The sequence below is a fragment of the Rhizobium sp. M10 genome, assembly GCF_002531955.1.
Taxonomy (GTDB): Bacteria; Pseudomonadota; Alphaproteobacteria; order Rhizobiales; family Rhizobiaceae; genus Rhizobium; species Rhizobium etli_C.
The window spans coordinates 398,807-423,271 of the sequence record NZ_NWTA01000003.1 but is presented as its reverse complement, the minus strand read 5'-3'; the positions used below and the strand labels follow the sequence as shown (position 1 = coordinate 423,271).

Sequence of the window (24,465 nt, the reverse complement as noted above, 5' to 3'; positions counted from 1 at the left end):
CGCCGAAGTGGCGCGGCGTCACCAGTTGCCGGGGTCGGCGGTGTGATCGATGCTGGCGAATTCGTCGGCTTTATGGCGGTCCAGCTTGACCTCGGTTGTCACCTTCATCTCGTCGGTGACCGAGTAGCCGTCAGGCACCGGCCCCTTTGATAATTCCTGATACAGAAGCAGAGCGGCCTCTTCTGCGGTATCGGCCTCGATCTCCCGGATAAAGGATACGGTGAACTTATGCATGGTTTCAAGCCTCTCGATCGGTGTGCAGGCGATGCGCAGCTGGCGTAGTCTGACACGAGTTTTGCGCCGATGACACCAAAACCGTATTGTTTAGACTTTGATTCATGCGACGCTTTCAGGTCTTTGTTTTTATGAAGGTCGCGGTCCAGCAAGCGTGGCACCATTTTGAGCGGACCCTGCCGGGGAGGAGAGATCATGCGCTTGAACCAGGTAACAGTGACGATGCCTGATCTTGATGCGGGCTGGAGTTTCTATCGCGTCCTCGGTCTCAGGCCCGTCGTTGACGCCCGTCCGCGGTATGTGCGTTTCGTCTGCCCGGATGGGGACAGCACCTTCTCTCTGCATCAGGGCGAAAATGGCGGTGGCGGAACCACAGTCTATTTCGAGTGCGAGAACCTGGACGAGACGATCGGCCGCCTTGGCGGGGCCGGTCTTCGTTTTGCCAGCGGGCCTGAAGACAAGAGTTGGCTCTGGCGCGAGGCCGAGCTATTCGACCCCGGCGGCAATCGTATCGTCCTTTATTTTGCCGGAAAGAACCGCGTCGATCCGCCGTGGGGGGTGGATCACGATGGCCGACCCGAAACCGGTCCGTCATATTCGGCGCAATCTCTTTCTCCGCTTGTTTCGAAGCCCTCGAATTGAACTCGGTCGGCGGTGCGGTCCGCCAGCGGTTCAATAGCCTTGTGGATTTAGCAGCACTCGGCAGCCACAGCGGAAACAGCTGACATGGGCTGGAGAAAGACTGTTTGTCTCTTATTTCCAAGGAGGACATTCGAACGAAGAGCGAAAGGACCGACGCAATGGCGAAGAACACGATCTGCCTTTGGTACGACAAAGAGGCTGAGGCCGCCGCCCGCTTTTATGCCGCGACTTTTCCGGACAGCGCCGTCGGTGCTGTCATTCGTGCGCCGGGAGATTATCCCGAGGGCAAGCAGGGAGACGTGTTGGTTGTCGAATTCACTGTTGCGGGTATTCCTTGCATTGGACTGAACGGCGGTCCCACATTCAAACACAGCGAAGCTTTCTCATTCCAGATCGCAACCGAGGATCAGGAAGAAACCGACCGCTATTGGAACGCCATTGTCGGCAATGGCGGCCAGGAAAGCGAATGCGGCTGGTGTAAAGACAGATGGGGCGTGTCCTGGCAGATTACGCCGCGGGTGCTGACCGAGGCGCTGGCCGCAGGTGGTGACGAGGCAAAGCGCGCCTTTGATGCGATGATGACCATGCGGAAGATCGACGTTGCCGCGATCGAGGCCGCCCGACGCGGCTGAGCCCGTCCGGTGCGGACGATCGGCGCCCCGAGGCCGATGCATGGCGGGTTTTCAGAACCAGAGATCGCGCACGCAGCGTCCCTGGGAGGGAAGGTCTTCGAACGTCTCAAGCCCATCGAAGTGATCGATGGGCAAATCGGCCACGAGATCCGGGGGCGCAAGCCGAATGTTGACGGCCATGCGGCGGCGGCCATCCTTTTGAAGCCGCAGGCCGCGCCAACTCAAAACGCAGGCGCAGGAGGGGCAGAACAGGATTTCGAGAGATGAGTTCTCCCTACCGGCGCGGGTATAGGAAGCGGTCTGCCCGGTCAGAGCGATACGCTCTCCCTCATAGTCATAGGCCCATAGAACGCCGTAGCGCCGGCAGAGGGTGCAGTTGCACGCGGTAATCGAGCCGGGATCGCCCTCGAGCGCCCAACTCGTCTTGCCGCAATGACATGAGCCCGTCAGCATGCGCGTGCGTTCAACCTCTGCGTCTCTTCACACGCCGCATCCTGCCTCAATCGGATAGGGACGGCAATTGGACATTGCGACGTTGCTTCCCGGGCCGAGCCATCGCGATAACGCCCATTCGATCATTTTGAAATTTCTAATTGAGGTTGATGCCGGAAGATGATCCCATGCGACCTGGCGTAGTTGAGTCCACGTCTCTTCCCCATTTGATCCGGGTGGCCAATGTCGATCTCAGATGCGATCTATCGTCCTTTCGAAACCTGGATCAGGCCGCTCGATATTGCCTATCGGCCACTGCCGTCCAAGGGGCCCGTGGCCGTCCTTCTGCACTTCATTTCGATGTTTCGAGGCGTGCTGATCACACTTGCGCTTTGCTCCATGGTGTTCGAGGTGATCAACCTGACAATCGTCTGGGGGCTTTCGGTCATCGTCGATGGTGTGACGCAACAGGGTGCTGCCGCCTTCCTGGAGAAGGAATGGCTGCTGCTTGCTGTCCTCGGCTTCCTGATCTTTCCCGTGATGCCGATCGTTTCCTTCACGCTTAACACGCTGAGCTCACATACATTGGGCATCGCCATGCCAGCTGCCATTCAGTGGCAGGGCCACAAGGCGGTGGAGCGGCAGGACCTTGCCTTCTTCCATGATCTCTATGCCGGCCAGGTTTCCTCGCGGCTGCAGCAGGTGTCCTCCGCCGTCCAGCAGCAGATCCTTGCCGGCTTCCAGTCCATCCCGCGTTTCCTGATGCAACTGGTCGGCTCCGTTGTCCTGCTAAGCGCTCTGGCCTGGCAGCTTGCCGTGCCGGTCGTCGTCTGGATCGCGCTCAACGTCGCATTCACCGCCAGGATCGTGCCTGTTTTTGTCGAACGCTCGCGGCGCACCGCCAAGCAGCGCAGCATGGTGGCCGGCGCCATCACCGATCTCTATACCAACATGCAGATGATCAAGCAGTTTGCGGCCGAAGACAGTGAGGCAGGCGCAATCCGCCGCATCATTCAGAAGGCCGTGCAGACGCAGCATAGCGAGCAGCGTATCTATCGCTCGTCGGAAGTGACCGTCGTGGTTCTCAACACCCTGCTGTGGCTGGCCATGCTGTCGATCGGATTTTCCGGCCTCGTCAAAGGCTTCCTCACGGTCGGCGAGTTCGTCGGCGCGGTCTACATCCTCCACCGCCTGTCGTCGCAGATCTTCGTCTTCCTGCAGATGGGCCAGCAGATCTTCCAGGCGATCGGCACGATCAAGGACGCCATGCCCGTCATGACGACGCCGCCGACGATCAGCGACCGGCCGGATGCGAGCGAACTTGCCGTGCAACAGGGCGAGATCCGGTTTGAGAATGTCCGTTTCGCCTATAAATCGGGCAAGCCCGTCATCGACGATCTGTCGCTGACGGTGCGGCCGGGCGAGAAGGTCGGGCTGGTCGGCCTTTCGGGGGCTGGCAAGACCACGCTCGCAAACCTGCTCCTGCGCTTCTACGACATCAAGGCGGGCGCGATCCTGATCGATGGACAGGATATCCGCGCGGTCACGCAGTCAAGCCTTCGCCGCGCCATCGGGGTGATCGCGCAGGACGTCGCGCTGCTGCACCGTTCGGTCGGCGACAATATCCGCTACGGCCGGCCGGAGGCGACGCAGGAAGAGATCGAAAGGGTGACGAAGATGGCGAGTGCCGATGGCTTCATCGCCGATCTTGCCGACGGCGAGGGCCGCAAGGGTTACGACGCCTTCGTCGGCGACCGCGGCATCAAACTGTCAGGCGGCCAGCGCCAGCGTGTCGCCATCGCCCGCGTTCTTCTGAAGAACGCGCCGATCCTGGTGCTTGACGAAGCGACCTCGGCCCTCGATAGCGAATCCGAAGCCGCCATCCAGGAAAGGCTGAACCTCGTGATGGAGGGAAAGACGGTGATCGCCATCGCACATCGGCTTTCAACCATTGCCAGGATGGACCGGATCGTCGTGCTCGATCACGGGCGGATCGTGGAAGAGGGCAGGCCGGACGAACTGGTCGAACGGGATGGTCTGTTTGCCCGCCTGTGGAAACGCCAGACCGGCGGTTTTATTCCTGAAGACATCGACGAAGCCTTGCCGGCTTTGCCTGAGACTTGAACGAAGCCGAAAAGATTGCCTGTCATATCGGGCGCCGCGCCTCCCACGGAGCGCTATTCCACAAGCCCGAAGATCGGGCCGTAGCCGCCGTGCCAGGACCAGTCGTTGCGTCCCATTGCCGGATTGTAAACTCCGACGCCGCGTCCGCCATCGAGAAACAAGGCGTCGCGGCATTTCAGGCGATCGCGGAAAAGCCGCGCGAAATCGTGGAAATTCACGCTCTCGTCGCTGATTGCGAAGCGAACAGTTCCGTTTTCGCAGACGCCGACACCACTTCGGCGGGTTCGGTCCGTCGAGCCTGCGATGAAGATCGGGTTGAGGTTGCCGGCGATGACGAGCATCGGACCGGACTGCGTGGCAAAGCGCGACTTGGTGGCGAGCTTCAAATACTTTTCGGTCGCTACTATCCCAGCGCCTGCTTCACCAAGAAAGAACACGCCATTCGGCTTCTTGTAGAAATTCGGCACCTGACTGGCGGAGCCGCCGGTGGCCCTATTGGCGGGTTTCAGTTCCCTGCCGTTCTCGACATACAGTCCCATCGGCGAAAAGTCGGCCCGGTACATGCCGGCATTGACGGCGAAAGTCAGTTTTCGCCCTTCGGCGCGAACGGCTTCGGCAAGGCTGGAAAAAGCGCGGTATGGCTCGCCGTCGGCGCCCTTCCAGAACAGACGCAGGTCGACTTTCCCCACTTCCAAGGTGCAGACGACGTATTGCGCCTCATCGAAGGTGACCTTTTCGCATTGTTCGGCCTGCGCGTGGTGCAGGGGCAGTAAGGCTGCCAGCACCAATGCCAGAGCGAGCATGCCATGTTTCAGATAGGTCATTTGGGTCACGCATCCGATTTGCCGCCGCCGAGCTGGAATCCGGTTACGCTCCTGCGGCACTGCGGGGAGTGGGAACTCCGTAAATACCGCAATGATCGCTTTTCTGTAACTGGCAGCCGATGATTTCTGCTGGATGGCGTGTGAATGTCTACGCAACTGCCGGTGCAATGGATTCAAGCCAGGTCGAATGCCTTGATGCGGTTCTCGGCGCTATCCGGTGGATGCCGGGTGGCGCCGGGGCTATGTCACCCTCACCTGGCCGCCGGCAAGCAGGTGAGAGTGGGCGGCAGTTGTTCTTACCACGCGGTACGGGCCGTGCCGAGGGCTGTCGTGTGGGAGGATGAAACCTGGGCGACGTGCGCCTTGAGTGATACGACGCAGTTTCCGGGATAGGTGAGCCTGTGCAGCGTCAAATGCTTGAGCAACGCTTCTGCGTCGCGCTTCTCGGTCAGCGGAAATGTCACAGTCATGCAAGTTCTCCAAACGACAAACTGAGCATCGGCAAAAAAGCTAATGCTGAGTTTCTTTTGCGTCGCAACAAGAAAATTTTAATAATAAAATTAAAATCGATTAACTCTGGGCGCCTGATTTTTAAAATCGTTTGAAATTCTGCGACGATTGCCGATCGGGTTGATCGGCGGCAGGAAGCGGTCAATCAGGCTTGCCGCTGCGAGCTCAGGCGCGGTGTCTTCCGTTACGGGCGGCCCAGTTTTTGAGGCGCAATCCGTTGAGCCTGATGAAACCTTCGGCGTCGTGGTGGTCATAAGCGACCCGCCCTTCCTCGAACGTGACGAGATCGGCGGAATAGAGCGAGGAAGGGGAGGCTCGGGATATGACCGAGGCGTTTCCCTTGTAGAGCCTGAGCGTGACTTCGCCGCTGACGAAGGCCTGGCTGCGGTCGATGAGGGCTTGCAGCATGTCCCGTTCGGGAGAAAACCAGAAACCGTTATAGATCAGCTCGGCGTAGCGGGGCATGAGCTCTTCCTTCAGATGTGCGGCGGCGCGATCGAGGGTGATCGATTCGATGCCGCGATGGGCTGCAAGCAGAATCGTGCCGCCCGGTGTCTCGTAAACGCCCCTCGACTTCATGCCGATGTAGCGGTTTTCAACCAGATCGAGCCGCCCGACGCCGTGTCGCCCGCCTCGCTCGTTGAGTTCGGCGAGCAATGCGGCCGGCGTCATCGGCCTGCCGTCCACCGAAACCGGGTCGCCGCTTTCGAAGCCGATCGCGACAGTCTCGGGCTGGTCCGGAGCGTCGACGGGATCGACCGTGCGCTGATAGATGTAATCGGGCGCGATCTCCGCCGGGTCTTCAAGGACCTTACCTTCAGTAGAGGTGTGCAGCAGGTTGGCGTCGATCGAGAAGGGGGCGTCGCCGCGTCTGTCCTTCGGCACGGGGATTTGATGCCTTGTGGCATATTCCAGCAACTGGGCGCGCGAGCGGATATCCCATTGGCGCCAGGGGGCAATGACCTCGATTGAGGGGTCGAGCGCATTGACGGCGAGTTCGAGGCGGACCTGGTCATTGCCTTTGCCGGTCGAGCCGTGGGCGACGGCGTCGGCACCGACCTCACGGGCGACGGCGACGAGGTGTTTGGCGATCAGCGGACGGGCGATGGAACTGCCGAGGAGATACTGGCCCTCATAGAGCGTATTGGCCCGCAGCATGGGAAAGACGAAATCGCCGACGAATTCCTCACGCAGATCGACGATGCGAATGTCCCGAACACCCAGCATCTTCGCTTTGGCGCGGGCCGGTTCGAGTTCCTCGCCCTGGCCGAGATCGGCGGTGAAGGTGACGACCTCGCACCCATAGGTCTCCTGCAGCCATTTGAGGATGATCGACGTATCCAGCCCGCCGGAATAAGCGAGCACGATTTTTCCTATCTTTCTTGCCATCAGCTCTTCTCCACATCACATCGATGCGTGAAACGATAGGCCAAAGCTCACGCAATGAGCTTGCGAAGCATCCCTGAAATTGCAAAAGTTCGGCATGATATGCCAGTAATAAATCTCACGGAGCTATAAAATGTCAGTCACTTTGGATGCGATCGATCGGCATATCCTGCGCGTGCTCCAGCGCGACGGGCGCATTTCGAATGTCGAGCTGGCAAGGGAGGTGGGGCTCTCGCCTTCGCCATGTCTGCGCCGGGTGAGGCTGCTGGAAGAGGCAGGCATCATCGATCGCTATGTCGCCGTGCTCGACCCGGCAAAGGTCGGGGCGGGTCTGACGGTTTTCGCCCGCGTGTGCTTCCGGACACAGGATGCCGAGGTGACGCTGCGCTTCGCCGAGGCAGTGCGACGCTTCCCCGAGGTGATGGAATGCTACCTGACGACAGGAGAGTGCGACGCCGTGCTTCGTATCGTCACCGCCGATCTGCACAGTTATTGGCGCTTCCAGGCAGATCACCTGACGCGCATTCCGAGCGTGCTCAGCGTCAAGACAGACGTGCCGATGGAAACGCTGAAGCGGAGTTACGAGCTGCCGCTGCGATAGACGCCGCTTACGCGCGGCGACGTGTCAGCCAGACGAGGCCGGTGTTCGTGTCCTTCGAGGAGAAGCCCGGCATTGGTGAGCGGGGCGGTGGCACGGTGGCACGGTGGCACGGTGGTTGCAAGATCTTCGTCGCATCACCACGTGTCAATAAATGAGGCTACGGAGCAGCCATGGACGGCCAAGAGCAGAAGGCAAGCAATGGGGGATTCTTTCGTTATTTTGAGACGCCGCTCGAAGTTCTCCTGGAGGCAGATTACGACATCACTTTTCTGCTGGCGATCGCAGTTTTCGCAGTCCTAGTTATCCTCTACGCATGCCGCGCGCTTTACCGCCTGGGACATCGGGTCTGCGGCGTTTGCGGATCCCGCCGCGTCAAGAAAGCGGTTTCCCGATCGGCTGAGGCGTGATTGAGGAGCGCCGTTGCTGCTCGAGACCGGTAGTAAGCCGTGCAAGCCGGTGCGTGGCCGATCGGTTAACCCTGGTGTCGCGGGCAGACGGCGGCGATCCGCCGTCTGCATTCGTCGTTCTGACTACGCCTTCAACGCTGCGGCATAATCGGCCGCATAAGTCTGCAGTGAACGCGGGGCCTTGCCGGTCAGAGTCTCGACATCGCCGTTCACGACGGCTGTCCAGCCCTCGCGCACGGGATAGAAGATCGAGGCGAGGAAGCCGGCGTAGTCCGCCGGTACGCCGGCGCCGGTCAGCATGTCGATGAAGGCCTCGTCGGAGACGGCGTTATAGGCGACAGGCTTGCCGATCGCTTCGGAGAGGATGGCAGCGGCCTGCATATAGGACAGCGCTTCCGGCCCAGTCAGGTTGAAGGCCTTGCCGTCGAAGGACGAGGAGGTGAGTGCCGCCACGCCGCTTGCCGCGATGTCGCGGGCATCGATCAAGCTCGACTTGCCTTCGGCAGCAGGAAGGGCAATCTGGCCGTGGTCGATGCCGGGCTTCCAGAAGGTGTGGAAGTTGTCGGAAAACCAGTTCGGACGCAGGATGACATAGGGAGTGCCGGATTTTTCAAGCGCGATCTCCACCTGGCGATAGGGGATGGCGTCATCGGCATCCACTCCGAACGCACTCTGGAGCACAACCTTAACCTCGCGGGTCGCGGCCGCTTCGATGACCGGCAGCAGCATGCCTTTGGCATCGGCATGGCCGGAGGCAAGCAGCACATAGGCGCGATCGACGCCATCGAAGGCAGGCCCGAAGGTTTCCGGCTTGGCATAGTCGAAGACGACGCCCTCTGCGCCTGCCATGGGCTTGCCGGCGCGGGAGGCGGCCTTGACGGCCTCGCCCTTTGCCAAGAGCCCGTCCACCACATGCCGGCCGACGGTGCCCGTTGCGCCGATAACCAGAATCTTGCTGCTCATGTAATTCTCCATGGTTTCTATTGGAAACTATCTTTCCGTGGGATAGATACAGGGAAAATAGGATTGGAAAAGAGAGCACTTTTTTCTCACCTGGTTTCCTCGGGGAAACCGCAGCAGGAAGGCGGGAGCGGATGACGATGCCAGAGCAGGCCTATAATGTTTACGAGGATCGTTGCCCGACGAGGCTTGTACTCGACCGGCTGGCAGACAAATGGGCGCTTTTGATCCTCGACCGGCTGCGGGGCGGGCCGTTGCGTTTCAACCACATCCGCCGCGAGATCAAGGGCATATCGCAGAAGGTTCTCTCGCAAACGCTGAGAAAGCTCGAGCGCAACGGCTTGATCTCGCGCACGATCTTTCCAACCGTGCCGGTGACCGTCGAATATGCGCTGACGCCGCTCGGGTGCACCCTGACGGAGACCGTTTCGGCGCTCACCCATTGGGCAGAGAAGAATATGGATGAGATCCTTGCGGCGCAGCGTGCCTATGACGAAAGGGATGCCGGTTGACGGACGAGGCGTTGTGGGCGCATCAGGTGTTTCTGTCGACGGTCAGCACGGCGCAGCGCGGCTGCCGCTCGCTCACGCGGTCCTGATCCGGCGCAAACGTGTCGCGCACCACTGCCATGCGGGCGAAACGACGTAGCCGACGGCCGGGATTGTCGCCAGCCCGATGAGGATGCCAACGAGACCCGCGCCGGCCGCCTGAACCAGCCAGGAAAGCACGCCGCCGCCGGCCGGCACTGCGTGGGCGACGGCTTCCCCGCTATCGTGGAGGAGATGGCTCAGCCAGGCGAGGCCGAAGGTTTCGGCGCCGTGCACGATGATGCCGCCGCCGACCCAGATCATCGCCGCTGTCCCGATCAGGCCGAGCACCTTGAGAAGATAAGGCATGCCCTTCACCAGACCGCGCCCGAGGATGCGCAGGGGCGCGCCGGCTTGAGAAGGGGAGGAGCGCTGGGCAAGCCAGAGGCCGAAATCGTCCGCCTTCACGATCAGAGCGACGACGCCGTAGACTGCAGCCGTGATCATGATTCCGACCAGGGCGAGAACCAGCGCCTGCATCGCCAGCCCCGACTCGGACAGGGAGCCGAGCGTGATCGCCATGATTTCGGCGGACAGGATGAAATCGGTCCTGATGGCGCTCGCGACCTTTTCGTCCTCGAAGGTCTTCGGATCGACGCTGATCGACTCGAGCCCCGCCTCGTGTGAATGGGCTGCGTGCGGCACGACGAGCTCGTAGACCTTTTCGGCGCCTTCGTAGCAGAGGTAGAGCCCGCCGAGCATGAGCAACGGCGTCACCGCCTGCGGCACCAGAAGGCTGAGGACGAGCGCTGCCGGCAGGAGGAACAGAAGTTTGTTCTTGAGGGAGCCGACGGCGATCTTCGCGATGATCGGCAGTTCGCGCGCCGCCGACAGGCCGGTCACATAACGCGGCGTGACGGCAGCGTCGTCGATCACGACGCCGGCGGCTTTGGCGCCGGCTCTGCCTGCCTGAGCGACCACGTCGTCCAGGGAAGCAGCGGCCGCCTTTGCAAGCGCGGCAACATCATCAAGCAGGGCAATCAGGCCGACACTCACAAGCAAACCTCTCGTTTAGGGACATGGATGGCGAAAATAGCCAATCGGGCGGCAGCCGGAAAGAGGCGCTGCCACGGATGGTTGCGGCGCCCGATCAACGTGGCAGGCGGATCACTGGGCCGGCGTTCAATCCGGCGGCCAAGCATAGATTTTGCTGGCATCTAGTCATCCTCGTCTTCGTCAAGGCCGAGGTGTTCAAGGCTGCGGAAGCGGCCGAGCCCCAGAGCAGCGAACGCGTCGGCATGGCCGGCGGCCTCGACGCCGAGACGTCGCAAGGCTGCGTTAATTGGGTCGTCCGGGCCGATCGGGTCCCGCGTATCCGGTTTTGCGGCACTGAATATCATGTCTCCGTCCGCGAATGCGGCGGCTGCCTGGGAACCGGTTCCGCCGAAATATTCCGTCTCGATATAGGCCAGCAGGCCCTGTCCAGAGGCGGTCGCCAGAGCCTGCTCGAGCGCGGCCGAGAGGCTTCTGAAGCCGTCGCGGTGGGCGCCGGGCTGAAGTTTCGTCAGTCGATCGATCTGCCGATCGCCCAACGGAGCGATCTCAAGGCCGAACGGCAGTGCCGTGGGTTTAGGGCAATCTGCCGCCTGGACGATTGCCGCCACGGCGGCGGGCGATCCGACGACTGCGACGATATGATGCCCCATAATTCACCTCAAAAATCAGAGCTTCCTGCGGAAGCTTTCGTGCTTAGGCAGATCTAACGGATTTCCCCTTTCGTGCAAGCGGGAGGCGAGCTGGCAGTTCGACTGCGCTCACTCGATCTGGATATGAAGATGGTCGTCGTGGCGGGCGGCCCGGCAGCCCTGAAAGCGGACATGGGCGTCGGTGATGCCGAGCGCGTTCTTCAAATGCGGTTCGATGAAGATCTTCTGCAGGCCAAAGCGCGCGACCCCTTCCGTCGTCAGCCAGGCGACCGCCGCCGCGGTGCGCTGTTCCTCGATCCGGTAGGCCGGGAACAATGGCTGCAGCGCATCGAAATTCCAGCGGGTGGTGAGCCAGTCATGGCGGCCCGCGCAGGGCAGTTCGTCGCCCGGGCCGGGCTCCTCGAAGGCGAAATAACCGATCGGCGAGCGGGTGGCGCCATTCAGGAAGGCACCGCCGGCATCCTTGTAATAATAAGCGAAATCAAGCTTCTTGCCGTCAGCATGCGAGAGATGCGGCAGCAGCGGGAAACCGTTGACGAAGGGGAAGTTTGCATCCAGCGCGATAGTAACGGTGCCGGGAAATTGCTTGTCCATGTGCGTGGCGAGCGCCTCTGCGAGATCGCGAAGCTTGGGCGTGACGTAGTTGCGGTTGAGCGCGCAGTAGATCGGCGAGCGGACGATGAGCCTGTCTTCGGCGCTTGACAGGCAGGAGAGTGGAACGCGGCCGAATGCCGGTGCGGCAAACTGTGTGGCGACGGTCGCGGCGGCGTAGCACAAAAGGAAGAGTGCGAGCTTGGCGGGAAATCGCCTAAGGCCGCATATGCGCGCGGCGGCGAGGGCGATGAGATAGGCGACGCCGCCGATCAGGGTGAGCAGCGTCAGGATGAGAGCGGCGAGGGCGTGGAGGATGAAGCGGAGCACCGGGCGGCCTTGCGGAAGGGAAGTTGCATTGCCTTAGGTGAGGGAGTGGGGATGTGCAAGATGGGTGGGGAAGTGTGAGGAGCGGTAGGTTGTTCGATATTTGCCGTTCGCTTTGTGTAGCAAGGCCAAGGCGGTGGAAGTTATGCCGTGTGGCCCCCTCATCTGCCTGCCGGCATCTTCTCCCCGCTGGGGAGAAGAGGGGCAAGCCGCACGGCGTCGTTCCCACAGTTGAGGTATCAATGAGAGCGAGGCGCTGCCGCGATTCCGCTTCTCCCCAGCGGGGAGAAGATGCCCGTCAGGGCAGATGCGGGGGCGAGCGACGGTAGGAGCGAGTGCCTGAGCGGAAGCGAAGGGCAGACTTCGCTGTGGAACGCCCGCTCAGACTCCTGATCTTAACCCGCATCGACAGCTCGATATCGTCGGCGAACGGCGTCGAGAGGTAGCCGGCGGCGGGGGTGCGGACGCGGGCGAGATAGTCCGGGCTGACATCGGCGTTGTCGGCGACGATGAGGGCGCCCGGTCCCAGGCGGTCTTCCACCAGTTCCAGGATATCGCGATAGAGCGCCTTGGCGAGAGGCCGAGCCGGGGACGGCAGGCGTTCAGCAAAGGAAGCGGCCGTTTTCCAGAAAGGCCACGGCATGTTTCCACATCAGCGCATTATCGGTGCGGCTTGAACAGTTCACCTGTCGCTTCCCGCAGCGCCGTGTCTCGCGTCGATGGCCGCCTCTATTGGCGGGCCATCCGTTTTGACAGTTCGGCAAGAAGCTGGTCGTGGCGGTGGCCGGGGTTGGTCTGGATGAGATCGACGGCAAGCGTGATGGCACGGCGGCCTTCGATGCCGTCGATGTCGAGCTTCCTCTCTTCGCACCATTGCCGGACGGCGTCGGTGACAGTCGCTATCTCGCAATCGTCGAGCGGGATTTGGCATAGGAGCACAGTCGTTCCCCCCATGAGGCGGCGAGAGCATATATGGTCTCTCAAGCGGTCTCGCCGATGATCCAGTGGGCCGACGTAGCGACTCTACGCTTATTCCGAAGCAAAGCTACAGCTATTTTGGCGCGGTCCGGCGGCCGCCGGGCGAGCCTTGCCGTTGCCGGGTCCAAGGCTGCCGAAGGCGGACGCACGGCCTGTTTTTTGCTATAATTGCGGGAGCCGCCGTGGATCCCATGGCCTGGCCAATCGAGGCGCAGGTGTGAGATGAGCGATGTTCAGGAACGACTCCTCGACAGCAAGATGACCGAGATGGAGCTTGCCCGGTCCTGGAGCCCGCGCGTCATCTGCAAGTTCGAAAGCCTGATCCGCGGCGGCGACGATTTCTCGCTCTACCGCATCAATCCGCTGGCTTTCGCGCGCAACCAAGCGATCTCCGAAGCCGAAAGCATCGATCTCTTTCTCCATGCGACGCGCAGCGGTCTGTTCGAGATGAGCTGGGACGTCGTCTGTCCCCAATCCGGCATGGTGCTCGACAGTTTCGGCGCGTTGCGGACGCTGAAGACCCACTATGTCTGCGGTCTTTGCGACGTCTCCGGCGAAACGGACCTCGACGACTTCATCGAAGTGACCTTCACGGTGTCGCCGCAGTTGCGCCGGCTGCCGTTTCACGATCCTGGCTCGCTTTCGGTCGAGGATTTTCATTGGAAGGCGCGGTTTCTGAGCGATGCGCGGCTGCCCGGCCAGCAGGCCCGCTTTCTCGATGTCCTCAAGGGGATGGTGCGCGGCCTGACCTTTCTGGCGCCCGCATCCGTCACGACGGTGAGGGCTGAGCTCGGCCCCGGGGCGCTCGCCGGCATAAATGTGCAGACCCAGGCGAGCTTCGTACTGCCGGTGGCAGGCGAGGCCGTGACGGTGCCGACGCTCCTGCGTGTCCGATATGACGGGCAGCGGTTCTCCACATCGCTGCCGGCGGTGCGGCCCGGTCCTGTCATCGTCGAAATCGAGAACTCGGCGGCCATGCGCGGCTCGCTGCTGCTGATCAACTGGCCGCCGGAGATCCTGGCGCAGACCACCAAGCCGGTTCTCGACTTCGATCCCTACATGTCGGGCGGCATGCTGCTGGCACGCCAGACCTTCCGGCGGCTGTTCCGCTCCGAGTGCGTCGACGAGAGGGAAGGGCTCGGCATCCGCCAGGTGACGCTGCTGTTCACCGATCTCAAGGGCTCGACGGCGATGTACGAACGGCTCGGCGATCTCAACGCCTATGCGCTGGTGCGCGAACATTTCGCCTTGCTCGGGGCCACAGTGCAGGAGCATTCGGGCGCAATCGTCAAGACGATCGGCGATGCCGTGATGGCTGCCTTCTCCCGCCCGGCCGATGCGGTTTCGGCGGCGTTGCATATGCTTGGGGAAATCGAGCGCTTCAACAGCGAACATGGCGATCCCAGCATCATCCTGAAGATCGGCGCCCATTGCGGCCCGTCCATCGCCGTGACCTTGAACGACAACCTCGATTATTTCGGGCAGACCGTCAATGTCGCCGCCCGGGTGCAGTCGCTGGCCGATGCCGGCGAGATCTGCATTTCCGAAGCGCTGTTTTCGGCACCTGGTGTCGCCCAGTTGCTTTCCGGCCACCGGCTGGCCGCCTTCGAGGCCCCGCTGCGGGGCGTCGAGGGAACGGCATGCGTATACCGGGTGATGCCGGGTTAGATCTGACGCGAGCAGGCGACCCTTGCGACCGCCTTGCCCGGACGGCCTGAGCCGGCAATTATTTCGCGAGCACGATATGGGTGGCGTGTTCGCTGGCGACATGTTCGGTGACGCGGAAACCGAGATCCGGCAGGTCGATGCCTGAAAACATTGCTTCGCCTTTGCCGAGCACGACGGGGGCGACGGCGAAGTGCAGTTCATCGATCAGGCCGGCCTGCAGATATCGCCGCACGGTCGCCACGCCGCCGCCGATCTTGACGTCCTTGTCGCCCGCGGCGGCCTTCGCCTTGTCGAGCGCTTCCTCGATGCCTGAGGTGATGAAGTGGAAGGTCGTGCCGCCTTCCATGACGATCGGCTCGCGCGGATAATGGGTGAGGATGTAAGTCGGCGCGTGGTATGGCGGGTTCGGACCCCACCAGCCTTTCCAGGCATCGTCCGGCCACTCGCCGCGGATCGGGCCGAACATGTTGCGGCCGAGAATGAAGGCGCCGAAACCGGCCATGGCGCGGGCGGCATAATCCTGGTCTATGCCTTCAGAGCCGTCGTCCTTGCCCGTCATGGCGCGGAAGGTGCGGGTATGGAAGAACCATTGGAACATTTCCGGCCCCCGCTTTCCCAGGGGATCATTCAGGCTCTGCTCCGGGCCGGCGCCGAAACCGTCCACGGAAACGGAAAAGCCTGCAACGCGCACCTTGGCCATGCTGTCCTCCATATGATTGCAATATGAAACTAGTTGTTTTCTTGCATGAGTGATCCTATAATGCAACTGGTTTTTACTGGAGATGCTTCGTGGATATTGAATTGCGGTCCGGCTGCCCGATCAACCTAACGATGGAAGTGCTGGGTGACCGGTGGAGCCTGATCATCATCCGCGACATCATGTTTGGCAACCGCCGGCATTTCCGCGATCTCCTCAACAATTCGGAGGAGGGCATCGCCTCCAATATTCTGGCGGCGCGGCTGAAACGGCTGCTCTCGCTCGGCTTCATCAGCAAGCGGGACGATCCGAGCCACAGCCAGAAGGCAATCTACAGCCTGACGGAGCCGGCGATCCAACTCGTGCCCGTCTTCGCCGTGATCGGCGCCTGGGGCAGGCGCCACCTGCCGGTGACGGAGGATCTGAGCATTCGCGCGCAGCTTCTCGAAGAAGGCGGGCAGCCGCTTTGGGACGAATTCATGGAGGATCTGCGGCGGATTCATATCGTCGATCCGGTCGGCGGGGCGAACGGGACGGTGACTTCGCCGGTGCTGGCGCGGCTGACGGCGGCGTTTCTGGAGGTGCGGGAGAAGATGGCGGCTGGGGTGGCGTAAGCGAAGAGCGATATTGGAAGGTGTGCCGGGCAGCCCCCTCATCCGACCCTTCGGGCCACCGACCGGGGGTCGAGCCACGGGTCTCGACCCCGTCCTTCGGACCCCCGCTGGGGAGAAGAGGGAGCAAGGCGTTCGCGAAGTGCCCGAACGAAAGCGACCTTCAAGGCAATACATGATGAGATCGATGCCGAAGCGGCATTTTCCCTTCTCCCCGGCAGGGAGAAGGTGGCCCGAAGGGTCGGATGAGCGCTGCACGGCACGACGCTTCTTCACTGTTTTCGTCGCGAACGCCTGGCCTGGTAGGGCATCGGTCACTCGCGCATCTCTACCTCACGAACAATATGATCAGCGGCCCTGCCAGCAGGCTGGCGAGGATGCAGGCGGAGAGGAGATACGTTTCGAAGATGCGGAGGATGGATTTGAGACGGGTCATCTTGAGGTCCTGCATTGTGCTGCCTGATCCTCGGTAGCAACAATTGCAGCAGCATGACCGGCTGCCTTTCAAGTTCCGCAATGTTGCTGCAACCCTTGCGGCCGAGACAGGGACGCAAGGGGTGGTTGGGCGATGCGGATTCTGCTGATTGAGGATGAGAAGGAGCTGGCCGAAGCGCTGACTGCGGCGCTCGGCAAGCATGGGATCGTGACCGATCACACGGTGCATCTGGGTGATGCCGTGGAGCTGACGCGGCAGAACCCCTATGACGCGATCCTGCTCGACCGGCGTCTGCCCGACGGCGAGGGGCTGCGCTTCATTCCGGAGCTGAGGCGCACCGGCAAGGATACGCCGATCATCGTACTGACGGCGCTGAACGCGCCGAAGGAGCGGGTGGAAGGGCTCGACCTCGGCGCCGACGACTATCTCGGCAAGCCGTTTCTCGTCGAGGAACTGATGGCGCGGCTGAGGGCCGTGCTGCGGCGGCCGCCGAGCCTTTCCGAGCTGAAGATCACGGCCGGGCGGATGGTGATCGATCCCCTGCATTTGAGCGTCACCGTCGGCGATACGCCGCTCGATCTGCCCCGGCGCGAGCTGCTGGTGCTTGCCGCGCTTGCCAGGCGCAAGGAAAAGACCGTGCTGCGCTCGACGCTGGAGGCGGCCGTCTACAACTATGAAGAAGAAATCCAGTCGAACGCGCTCGACGCCCATATATCGCGGCTGCGCAAGCGGCTTGCCGATGCCGGTGCGCAGGTTTCGATCCACAATATCCGCGGCGTCGGCTATCTCCTGAAGGAAGAATGATGGGCGGGGCAGAAAACACCAATCCGTCGCTCTGGTGGCGGCTCAGCTGGCAGCTCAGCCTGGTCTTCGTCGGCGTGGTGACGGCCGTCACCATCGGGCTCTGCTTCTATGGCGCGACGATCCTCTCTCCGAATGTCGCATTGGAGGATCATGTGACCGCGGCGCTGGCTCCGGCCGCTGCGCTCGATGCCGAAGGACGGCTCGAAATAAGGGATACGCCGGAGCTCGAGGCGCTCAAGCGGCAGTATGACGGGCTTTGGTATGTGGCGGCGACGACGAACGGGTCTTTCGTCTCCTACGGGACCGTTCCTCCAGTCTACGCCGAGCTTGTGCGTCTGACCTATCTGTTCGAAGGGGCCGATATCAGGGGATCGGTCGGCACGGACGAGATCGCCTCGGTGGAAAGCGTCGAGACCGGCATCGGCGAGCTCAGGGTTCTGTTCGGCGGCGTCGCCGACAAGGGCTGGCCGGTTATTACGTTGATGGGCGCCGTTTATCCGATCTATGTGCCGCTGCTGACCATTGCCTTGCCCGCGGTTTTTCTTGCCGTTCCCAGGATCGTCGGGCGGGGCCTTGCCAGCGTCAGCGAGGTTGCCCGCAAAGCCTCGGAGATCGAGCCGCGCCGCTACGATGCGCGCCTGCCGCTCGACGGCATTCCGAGGGAGGTCGCGCCGCTGGTGGTTGCCTTCAACGAGGCGCTCGGCCGGCTGGAAAACGAGTTCCGCAAGCGGCAGCACTTTCTGATCGATGCGGCGCATGAGCTGAGGACACCGATCGCGATCATGCAGACCCGGATCGACGGGACGGCGGAAGGGCAGGATCGCAGGCGGTTGCTCGACGATGTCGCGCGCCTGGCCGAGACGGCCGAACAGCTGCTCGATTTCGAGCGCAACGACCAGGCGAGCGATCTCCAGGAGACTGTCGATCTCGTCGAGATCGCCCGCGGCGTGGTGGCCGACCTTGCGCCGCTCGCTATCGGCGCCGGTTACCAGATCTCGTTTCAGAGCGAGGTCGAGAGCCTGAAACGCAAGGGCAGCCCTTCGGCGCTGCCGCGGGCCGTCAGCAATCTGGTGCGCAACGCCATCGACCATGGCGGCAACAGAGGCATGATCACGGCCTCAGTCTCGGATATAGGCGGCGGGCGGATCAGCGTCACCGACGAGGGGCCGGGCATTCCGGCCGAGCACCGGGAGCTGGTGTTCGAGCCCTTCTACCGCGTCACTCCGAAGAGCACGGGGGCCGGCCTCGGCCTCAGCCTCGTCAAGCAGATCGCCCTGAACCATGGCGGCGAGGTTCGCATCGCAAGCGCTGCGGCCGGTACCGAGGTGGCGATCCAACTCAGATGACGCCGGTTGTTTCCGGCAACCGATGCTGCCGGGAACCATGTAATGCTGCGGCAATTCTTCGCCGCCAATTTCCCCGCACATTATCGGCGACGGAGGCCATGCAGAGTGCGCAGCAATCCTTTTATTTCATCTTTTTCAAGGGCTTCGAAAGCAGTGTCCCTCGCATTGCCGCTGGCGCTGGTCGCGGCTGCGGCCGGGTGCAGCTCGGTACCGCTCAAGGAGAGCGGGACGCTCTCCACCTATTCCAATCTCGGTGCGCCGAAGGGCAAGCTTTCGAAATCGCGCGTCTATGTCGATGGCCTCAGTCTCGCCCCGATCAAGACGGTCGCCATCGAGCCGACCCGCTTCGGCTTCGCTGCGGCAAGCCGCATCAAATCGCCGGCCGACCGGGCGATGGTCTCGAACGCGCTCGACCGGGCGCTCTGCATTTCCCTGAGCGACAGATACCAGATGGTGGCGGCAGGCGAGAGCGCGGACCTGACGATCCGCTCGATGGTCACCGACATCGTGCCGACCAACAAGACGATGGCGGGCGTTTCCACGGTCGTCACCGTCGGCACGGGCTTTGCGCTGCCGGTCGGCGTGCCGCGCCTGCCGGTCGGGCTCGGCGGGCTGGCGGTGGAAGCCGAGGGTGTCGACAAATCGGGCGCGCAGCGGGCGGCGATGGTCTGGGCGCGCGGGGCAAATTCACTGCAGAACAATCCGCGCGTTTCCGAGGTGGGCGACGCCTACGGCCTGGCTTCCAAGTTCAGCAGCGAATTTTCCCGCATGCTGATCGCAGGCAAGGAGCCGAAGGGATTGGACCTCTCGCTTCCCTCGCGCCAGCGGATGAAATCCTGGCTCGGCGGCAAGCCGAAATACGTCGCCTGCGATGCCTTCGGCCGCGAGCCCGGGCTGGTCGGCGCCGTCGCTGCCAAATATGGCGCGCCGCCGCAATGGACGGAAAAGAAGCCGAAGCCGGCCGCTGCTTATTGACCGCGTGCTCAGCCCCACCCCGAGGCTGGGCTGACGGGACGGACGGAGCCGGGACGGAAAAGCCGTGCTCCGTCCGTCTTTTGCGGGTGTTTTACTCAGGCGTGTGACAGCAAAAAGCCCCGCATCTTGATGCGGGGCTGGCTGTTGGGATTGTTAAACCCGATCAGCGGCACTGACGGCGCGGGCCGTAATTTGGCTGATAGGTATTGTCGTAAGCGCGGTACGACCGATAGCGGGCGTAGCAATATTCGGCATGCGAGCTGTAGCCACGCGAACCATAGGCTCGCGGTTGCGAGGCGATGATGCCGCCGATCAGAGCGCCGGCTGCCAGGCCACCGATGATGGCCCCGGTATTGTCACGACGGTGATACCGCCGGTGATAGCGGCGATCCCAGCCGTAGCGGTCGTCACGATAGTAGTCGCGGTCGCGATAGTAGCTGCGGTCACGGTAGTAACGGCGATCGCTGTAATGTCTGCGCCTTTCACCATAGCGGGAGCAGACGATCGAGAACCTGCTGCAGCCGACGGTCATGATCCGGGCATCGTTATCCCCCGGCGCCGGCTGGGCCGCCGATTGCACCGGGCTCGGCACGAAGACCGGGCCTGCCGAAACCGGCGTTCCGGAGAAGGCCGTCGCTATCGACAGGGCAATGATGGCGAATCTGTTCATTTCACTCACCTTGGGTAAACGGATGTATCGAGGGCATAACGCGAGGGTAGGGATTTAGTTTCATTCTGGGAATGATGGAGGCATTTCTCGCCGAAATATTCGGCAGGAAGTTCAAATTGAAAGCAGTTGCTCAATTAGATCTTTATGGGCTTGCTGGTTCAATCCTGATGCAACGGCACTCCAGTGCGGAAGGATTATCATGCGGCTCTCCAGGCTTCTCGGCGTTCTCTGTCTCTCCACGACAGTGGCGCTTTCACCTCTCACCATTCTATCTACCGATCTCTCGCCTGCATTCGCCAAGGGCGGCAACGGAGGCGGCGGCGGCAACGGCGGCGGAGGAGGAGGCGGCGGCGGCAACGGCGGTGGCGGCGGCCATGGCGGTGGGAGCGGCAGCGGCAACAGCGGCGGAAGCCACGGCGGCGGCAGCAGCAACAGCGGCAGCGGAAAGAGCAGCACCCACTCCAGCGGCAAGACCGAGAACGGCCGCAGCGCCAAGGGCGCCGGCAAAGCGGTCCAGACCGGCCAGGCCGGCAGGGCGAAGTCTGCTAAGCAGACCGTCAGCACGAAGGGCTCGGCAAAGAAGACGACCATCGCCTCGGCCCCTGCGGCAAAGCCAGCGAAGAAGCCAGCGGCCGAGCTCGCTGGTCTCAATTCCCTAAAGCGCAATTTCCATGCCCTCATGAAGACTGCGGATCCGCGCATGGCTGGGATCGCGGCATTCGCCACCGCCTATGCGCAGTATGAACTGGCCAACGGGGCTGCCCCGCCGGCCGACGATCCCGCTCTTGGCGACGCCGCGCTGGCGGCCGCGCTCGCTTCCGCCTCCAAGACCGGCACGGTCAGCCCTGCGGCCCTAAGCTGGGCAAAGGACGCACTCGGCGTCGGCACGGCGGTCGGCACGATTGACCAGATGCGGGAGACCATGGCGGCGCAGGCCCCGGCGGCGGAAACCCCTGCAGAGGGAACCGAAACCGAGACTAGCGATGCGGTCGAGGGCAGCGAGACGACAGATCCTGCCGTGACCGCGGAAACGCCGGAAGCCGACACCGGCAGCGCCGAAGAGGTATCGGGAACCACCGACACCACGCCAGCCATCGATCCGACTGAAACCTCGGCGTCGACGAGCGCGGAAACCACCGGCCTCTGATCGCGCGCCTGGGATAACGTGCCCGATCAGCCTCGCTTGCCGCCGGCAAGCAGGCGAAGCTGGGTCTCGTCATGCACACCCTGCCGGTAAAGCTCGATGATGAGGGCGCCGAGACGATCGGCTTCCTCGCTTGACCTGTCGATATCGAGCCCGCTGCAAAGGGCTTCGTGGACACGCCTGCAAACAGCGAGGTCCTCCGAAGCGAGCGGTTCGTCACGCGTGCTGAACAGCTTGTCTGACATCGCAGTCTGCCCTTTTTCGATGCCGTGAATCGCTATTGCGCAAAAGATAATTTCGCAAACCTTGCTCCGCAAGATGGGCGAACGTCTGAAATGAAAAACCAGTGCAACGGTTCAAGATGTTGCAGCGCCCCATACGCGTCCGAAAAACACGCGGGTTTGAAATCGAGGCGCGCGCAGACGCGGGCGAGGGCATGGAGGTGGGCGGACTGACGGTATCAGCACAGATCTACCTGGTTGCCGGGTCCTTGCCGCCCTGCTGCGACAAGCGCAGTTCTTTCAGCCGCTTGGTCTTTTCCCGACGAGCCCGCTGCTCCGCCTCGATGGTCTCCTTGGCGGCTCGCTCGGTATTTTCGAAACGATCCTGCCGGTAAGCCTTTGATGAGGGTTCGCGTTCTCTTTTCATGGCCGCTAAACGCAAACCGGCGAAAACGGTTTCATGCGAAAGCCGTTTTACCGGAAAACGGCATGGCCGCCAGGCGCCTCGTTAGAGCATGTCTCGCAAAAGTGTGCTGCGGTTTTGCGATAAAGACATGCGTAAAAACAAAGACCTAAAGCGTGACAAGCGAATCTGAAAGATCGCGACACGCTTTAGCGCCCGGCGGCCTGGGCATCAGCCTTTGATGAAAGCGAAGATGTCGGGGTTTATGATATCGGCATGGGTGGTGCACATGCCGTGCGGGAGTTTCTCGTAGACCTTGAGCGTGGCGTTCTGCAGCAGCTTGGACGAGAGCAGGGCGGAGGCGGCGATCGGCACGATCTGGTCGTCGTCGCCATGCATGACGAGGGTCGGCACGGTGATGATTTTCAGATCCTCGGTGAAGTCGGTTTCCGAGAACACCTTGATTCCGTCGTAATGCGCCTTGGCGCCGCCCATCATGCCCTGGCGCCACCAATTGTTGATGATTGGTTCCGACACTTTCGCGTCCGGCCGGTTGAAGCCGTAAAACGGGCCGGCCGGCAGGTCGTGGTAGAACTGCGAGCGATTGGCGGCGAGCTGCTGGCGCAGGCCGTCGAAAACGTCGATCGGCAGACCGCCGGGATTGGCATCCGTCTTGACCATGAGCGGCGGCACGGCGCCGATGATGACGAGCTTGGCAACACGGCCCTGCGGCTGGCCGTGGCGGGCGACATAATGGGTCGCTTCGCCGCCCCCGGTGGAATGGCCCACATGGACGGTGTTCCTGAGATCGAGATGCTCGACGACGGCTGACGCATCGGCGGCGTAATGATCCATGTCGTGGCCGTCGCTGACCTGGGTGGAGCGGCCGTGGCCGCGCCGATCATGAGCGACGACGCGGTAGCCCTTCTCGAGGAAGAACAGCATCTGGGCGTCCCAGTCGTCGGCGCTCAGCGGCCAACCGTGGTGGAACATGATCGGCTGGGCGGTCTTCGGCCCCCAATCCTTGTAGAAAATCTCGACGCCGTCCTTGGTTGTGACTGTGCTCATGTCATAACTCCTTGGTTGGTTGGATTGGACTAATACAGACCGTTGCAGGCGGGATTGGCAAGGCCACGAGCAACCGTTACGCCAGGGGCCGGAGAACCGCACCTGCGGGGATCAAGATCGACTGAAGATATGATGATGCGCTTATTGAACACCTAACTCTATTCCATTGATATGACAGATGTTTGATAGGCGGTTATCCGTACTCGGCGCCCATCCTTCCGGTCGCGGCGACGGGACATGGCGCGCCTTGCCTGACTGCTTCGCGCTGTGAACATTCCTTTGATCCCCCGCATCTCGTCGCGGCAAGCGGCCGAGATGCCGGCTGATGTCAGCAATGAGCCATTTTATCTCCACTCGTTCAATATATCTGTCGCGGTAGTTCGATATATCCGTTCGGCTAGGGTCGCGTTCCCTCCTGTTGTGCCGGGATTGCAGGCTGCGCTGGCGCTCACTTGAACGCGGATCGACGCCCAACCATCTATTTCTTTCGGAACAGCGCCATGGCGAACGATCGCAAACGCGATTGCTTTGCCGGCGGCGGGACGGCCGTTGCTGCCGCCAGAGGAACAGATCATGGGCTACATGGATAAGGACATCGCCTCCGGGGATGACGGGGCGCTGATCGATGCCTATTCGCAATCGATCGCAGCCGCCGTCGACATGGTCGGGCCGGCGGTCAGCCGGATCGAGCGGGTGGGAGGCCGGCAGGGGCACGGGTCGGGCTTTGCCGTCTCGCCCGATGGCCTGATCGTCACCAACAGCCATGTCGTCGATGACGCCAAGCTCGTTCGCATCACGACGCCGGACGGATTCATCACCGAGGGGCGTGTGCTCGGCCGCGATATCGATACCGATATCGCCCTTGTTCGGGCCAATGCGAGCACCGGGGCCTGGGCGAGGCTCGGCGACTCCCAGCGCCTGCGCAGGGGTCATATCGCGATCGCGATCGGAAACCCGCTGGGCTTCGAATGGACCGTCACTGCCGGCATCGTCTCGGCGCTCGGCCGCTCGATGCGGGCGGCAAGCGGCCGGCTGATGGAAGATGTCATCCAGACCGACGCCGCGCTTAATCCCGGCAATTCCGGCGGGCCGCTGGTGTCTTCGGGCGGCGAGGTCATCGGCGTCAACACCGCCGTGATCCAGGGCGCACAGAGCATTGCCTTTGCCGTGGCGTCGAATACGGCCAATTTCGTCGTTTCGGAAATTCTCCGCTACGGCCAGGTGCGGCGTGCTTTCATCGGGATTGCCGGCGACACGATCGTGCTGCCGCGCCGGGTGGCGCTTGCGGCGGGCACGGTGCAGACGACCTCCGTGCGCATCCGGCGTGTCGAGCCGGACGGGCCGGCGGCAAAAGGCGGGCTGCAGGAGGGCGATTACATCCTCGCCATCGACGCCAGCCCGGTCGGCGGCGTCGACGATATTGTCAGGCTGATGGATGGCAGCCGGATCGGCAGAGAAACGGAAATCCTGGTGTTCTCGGTGGCCGGCCGGATCGAGAGGAAGATCTTGCTGCCGATGGCGCGGTCTTAAGCCGTGGGTGG

28 protein-coding genes and 1 pseudogene are annotated in these 24,465 nt (G+C 62.2%); 13 read left to right on the top strand and 16 right to left on the bottom strand.

The window, feature by feature from the left end; translation table 11 throughout:
• Positions 1-18 precede the first annotated feature (18 nt).
• The gene (locus tag CO671_RS07385) at positions 19-234 is read right to left on the bottom strand and encodes a hypothetical protein (RefSeq protein WP_097605382.1); all 216 of its coding nucleotides are present in this window, start codon (positions 232-234) and stop codon (positions 19-21) included.
• Between the two features lie 195 nt (positions 235-429).
• Between CO671_RS07385 and CO671_RS07380 the strand changes: the two genes are divergently transcribed.
• Both CO671_RS07380 and CO671_RS07375 read left to right on the top strand, forming a co-directional pair.
• Positions 430-876, top strand: a complete 447-nt coding sequence (locus CO671_RS07380) for a VOC family protein (RefSeq protein WP_097605381.1) — start codon at positions 430-432, stop codon at positions 874-876.
• Positions 877-1,034: 158 nt separating this feature from the next.
• Positions 1,035-1,508, top strand: a complete 474-nt coding sequence (locus CO671_RS07375; protein WP_097605380.1) for a VOC family protein — start codon at positions 1,035-1,037, stop codon at positions 1,506-1,508.
• A 51-nt stretch (positions 1,509-1,559) separates the two neighbouring features.
• Here CO671_RS07375 and CO671_RS07370 read toward each other — a convergent pair whose 3' ends face one another.
• Positions 1,560-1,961, bottom strand: coding sequence for a GFA family protein (locus tag CO671_RS07370; RefSeq protein WP_097605379.1), 402 nt, complete (start codon positions 1,959-1,961; stop codon positions 1,560-1,562).
• A gap of 222 nt (positions 1,962-2,183) precedes the next feature.
• Here CO671_RS07370 and CO671_RS07365 point away from each other — a divergent pair, with 222 nt between their 5' ends.
• Complete coding sequence (locus tag CO671_RS07365; protein WP_097605378.1) at positions 2,184-4,064, top strand: ABC transporter ATP-binding protein; 1,881 nt, start codon at positions 2,184-2,186, stop codon at positions 4,062-4,064.
• Between the two features lie 53 nt (positions 4,065-4,117).
• Here CO671_RS07365 and CO671_RS07360 read toward each other — a convergent pair whose 3' ends face one another.
• The 3 genes from CO671_RS07360 to CO671_RS07355 all read right to left on the bottom strand — a co-directional run bounded on the left by CO671_RS07360 (position 4,118) and on the right by CO671_RS07355 (position 6,787).
• Complete coding sequence (locus CO671_RS07360) at positions 4,118-4,888, bottom strand: phosphodiester glycosidase family protein (RefSeq protein WP_097605377.1); 771 nt, start codon at positions 4,886-4,888, stop codon at positions 4,118-4,120.
• Positions 4,889-5,184: 296 nt separating this feature from the next.
• Positions 5,185-5,358: a hypothetical protein gene (locus CO671_RS33675; RefSeq protein WP_010031841.1), complete on the bottom strand. Its 174-nt coding sequence runs from the start codon at positions 5,356-5,358 to the stop codon at positions 5,185-5,187.
• Between the two features lie 205 nt (positions 5,359-5,563).
• Positions 5,564-6,787 carry an argininosuccinate synthase gene (locus CO671_RS07355; RefSeq protein WP_097605376.1) on the bottom strand — a complete coding sequence of 408 codons (1,224 nt, stop codon included), beginning with the start codon at positions 6,785-6,787 and terminating at the stop codon, positions 5,564-5,566.
• Positions 6,788-6,917: 130 nt separating this feature from the next.
• Between CO671_RS07355 and CO671_RS07350 the strand changes: the two genes are divergently transcribed.
• Both CO671_RS07350 and CO671_RS07345 read left to right on the top strand, forming a co-directional pair.
• On the top strand, positions 6,918-7,385 hold the full coding sequence (locus CO671_RS07350) for an Lrp/AsnC family transcriptional regulator (RefSeq protein WP_097605375.1): 468 nt from the start codon (positions 6,918-6,920) through the stop codon (positions 7,383-7,385).
• A 170-nt stretch (positions 7,386-7,555) separates the two neighbouring features.
• Positions 7,556-7,792, top strand: a complete 237-nt coding sequence (locus CO671_RS07345) for a hypothetical protein (RefSeq protein ID WP_010035582.1) — start codon at positions 7,556-7,558, stop codon at positions 7,790-7,792.
• Positions 7,793-7,915: 123 nt separating this feature from the next.
• Here CO671_RS07345 and CO671_RS07340 read toward each other — a convergent pair whose 3' ends face one another.
• A complete protein-coding gene (locus tag CO671_RS07340) occupies positions 7,916-8,755 on the bottom strand; it encodes an SDR family oxidoreductase (protein ID WP_097605374.1) in 840 nt (279 codons plus the stop codon).
• A 131-nt stretch (positions 8,756-8,886) separates the two neighbouring features.
• On the opposite strand from CO671_RS07340, the gene CO671_RS07335 reads away from it, so the two are divergent.
• Positions 8,887-9,264 (top strand): helix-turn-helix domain-containing protein, encoded by a 378-nt coding sequence (locus tag CO671_RS07335; RefSeq protein ID WP_097605373.1) that lies wholly within the window; start codon positions 8,887-8,889, stop codon positions 9,262-9,264.
• Positions 9,265-9,336: 72 nt separating this feature from the next.
• Here the strand turns inward: CO671_RS07335 and CO671_RS07330 are convergent, their stop codons facing one another.
• The 5 genes and pseudogenes from CO671_RS07330 to CO671_RS07310 all read right to left on the bottom strand — a co-directional run bounded on the left by CO671_RS07330 (position 9,337) and on the right by CO671_RS07310 (position 12,842).
• Positions 9,337-10,335 carry a DUF808 domain-containing protein gene (locus CO671_RS07330; RefSeq protein ID WP_097605372.1) on the bottom strand — a complete coding sequence of 333 codons (999 nt, stop codon included), beginning with the start codon at positions 10,333-10,335 and terminating at the stop codon, positions 9,337-9,339.
• A 161-nt stretch (positions 10,336-10,496) separates the two neighbouring features.
• The gene (locus CO671_RS07325; RefSeq protein WP_141514453.1) at positions 10,497-10,943 is read right to left on the bottom strand and encodes a hypothetical protein; all 447 of its coding nucleotides are present in this window, start codon (positions 10,941-10,943) and stop codon (positions 10,497-10,499) included.
• A gap of 150 nt (positions 10,944-11,093) precedes the next feature.
• Complete coding sequence (locus CO671_RS07320) at positions 11,094-11,906, bottom strand: hypothetical protein (protein WP_097605371.1); 813 nt, start codon at positions 11,904-11,906, stop codon at positions 11,094-11,096.
• 397 nt (positions 11,907-12,303) lie between these two features.
• Positions 12,304-12,477 (bottom strand): annotated as a pseudogene (locus tag CO671_RS07315) (O-methyltransferase); the annotation flags it as partial.
• Between the two features lie 155 nt (positions 12,478-12,632).
• A complete protein-coding gene (locus tag CO671_RS07310; protein ID WP_010035595.1) occupies positions 12,633-12,842 on the bottom strand; it encodes a hypothetical protein in 210 nt (69 codons plus the stop codon).
• 261 nt (positions 12,843-13,103) lie between these two features.
• On the opposite strand from CO671_RS07310, the gene CO671_RS07305 reads away from it, so the two are divergent.
• Positions 13,104-14,549, top strand: coding sequence for an adenylate/guanylate cyclase domain-containing protein (locus CO671_RS07305; RefSeq protein WP_097605369.1), 1,446 nt, complete (start codon positions 13,104-13,106; stop codon positions 14,547-14,549).
• A 58-nt stretch (positions 14,550-14,607) separates the two neighbouring features.
• On the opposite strand, the gene CO671_RS07300 is transcribed toward CO671_RS07305, so the two are convergent.
• On the bottom strand, positions 14,608-15,249 hold the full coding sequence (locus tag CO671_RS07300) for a dihydrofolate reductase family protein (RefSeq protein WP_097605368.1): 642 nt from the start codon (positions 15,247-15,249) through the stop codon (positions 14,608-14,610).
• 89 nt (positions 15,250-15,338) lie between these two features.
• Here CO671_RS07300 and CO671_RS07295 point away from each other — a divergent pair, with 89 nt between their 5' ends.
• The 4 genes from CO671_RS07295 (at position 15,339) to CO671_RS07275 (ending at position 19,418) form a co-directional block, all read left to right on the top strand.
• A complete protein-coding gene (locus CO671_RS07295) occupies positions 15,339-15,860 on the top strand; it encodes a helix-turn-helix domain-containing protein (protein ID WP_097605367.1) in 522 nt (173 codons plus the stop codon).
• 565 nt (positions 15,861-16,425) lie between these two features.
• Positions 16,426-17,097, top strand: a complete 672-nt coding sequence (locus CO671_RS07285; protein ID WP_097605365.1) for a response regulator transcription factor — start codon at positions 16,426-16,428, stop codon at positions 17,095-17,097.
• The gene (locus CO671_RS07280; RefSeq protein WP_170964945.1) at positions 17,097-18,443 is read left to right on the top strand and encodes a HAMP domain-containing sensor histidine kinase; all 1,347 of its coding nucleotides are present in this window, start codon (positions 17,097-17,099) and stop codon (positions 18,441-18,443) included. Before CO671_RS07285 ends, CO671_RS07280 begins: the two co-directional genes overlap by 1 nt.
• A 42-nt stretch (positions 18,444-18,485) precedes the next feature.
• Positions 18,486-19,418, top strand: coding sequence for a DUF3313 domain-containing protein (locus CO671_RS07275; protein ID WP_245423918.1), 933 nt, complete (start codon positions 18,486-18,488; stop codon positions 19,416-19,418).
• Positions 19,419-19,581: 163 nt separating this feature from the next.
• Here CO671_RS07275 and CO671_RS07270 read toward each other — a convergent pair whose 3' ends face one another.
• Positions 19,582-20,088, bottom strand: coding sequence for a BA14K family protein (locus CO671_RS07270; protein ID WP_097605362.1), 507 nt, complete (start codon positions 20,086-20,088; stop codon positions 19,582-19,584).
• Positions 20,089-20,287: 199 nt separating this feature from the next.
• Here CO671_RS07270 and CO671_RS33670 point away from each other — a divergent pair, with 199 nt between their 5' ends.
• Positions 20,288-21,235, top strand: coding sequence for a hypothetical protein (locus tag CO671_RS33670; protein WP_170964943.1), 948 nt, complete (start codon positions 20,288-20,290; stop codon positions 21,233-21,235).
• Positions 21,236-21,261: 26 nt separating this feature from the next.
• Here the strand turns inward: CO671_RS33670 and CO671_RS07255 are convergent, their stop codons facing one another.
• The 3 genes from CO671_RS07255 to CO671_RS07250 all read right to left on the bottom strand — a co-directional run bounded on the left by CO671_RS07255 (position 21,262) and on the right by CO671_RS07250 (position 22,924).
• Positions 21,262-21,477 (bottom strand): hypothetical protein, encoded by a 216-nt coding sequence (locus CO671_RS07255; RefSeq protein ID WP_010031346.1) that lies wholly within the window; start codon positions 21,475-21,477, stop codon positions 21,262-21,264.
• A gap of 226 nt (positions 21,478-21,703) precedes the next feature.
• Entirely contained in the window at positions 21,704-21,880 is a 177-nt protein-coding gene (locus CO671_RS33665) for a hypothetical protein (RefSeq protein ID WP_010031344.1), read from the bottom strand.
• A 207-nt stretch (positions 21,881-22,087) separates the two neighbouring features.
• Positions 22,088-22,924, bottom strand: coding sequence for an alpha/beta hydrolase (locus CO671_RS07250; RefSeq protein ID WP_097605360.1), 837 nt, complete (start codon positions 22,922-22,924; stop codon positions 22,088-22,090).
• Positions 22,925-23,497: 573 nt separating this feature from the next.
• Between CO671_RS07250 and CO671_RS07245 the strand changes: the two genes are divergently transcribed.
• Complete coding sequence (locus CO671_RS07245; protein ID WP_097605359.1) at positions 23,498-24,454, top strand: trypsin-like peptidase domain-containing protein; 957 nt, start codon at positions 23,498-23,500, stop codon at positions 24,452-24,454.
• The last annotated feature ends 11 nt before the right edge of the window (positions 24,455-24,465 follow it).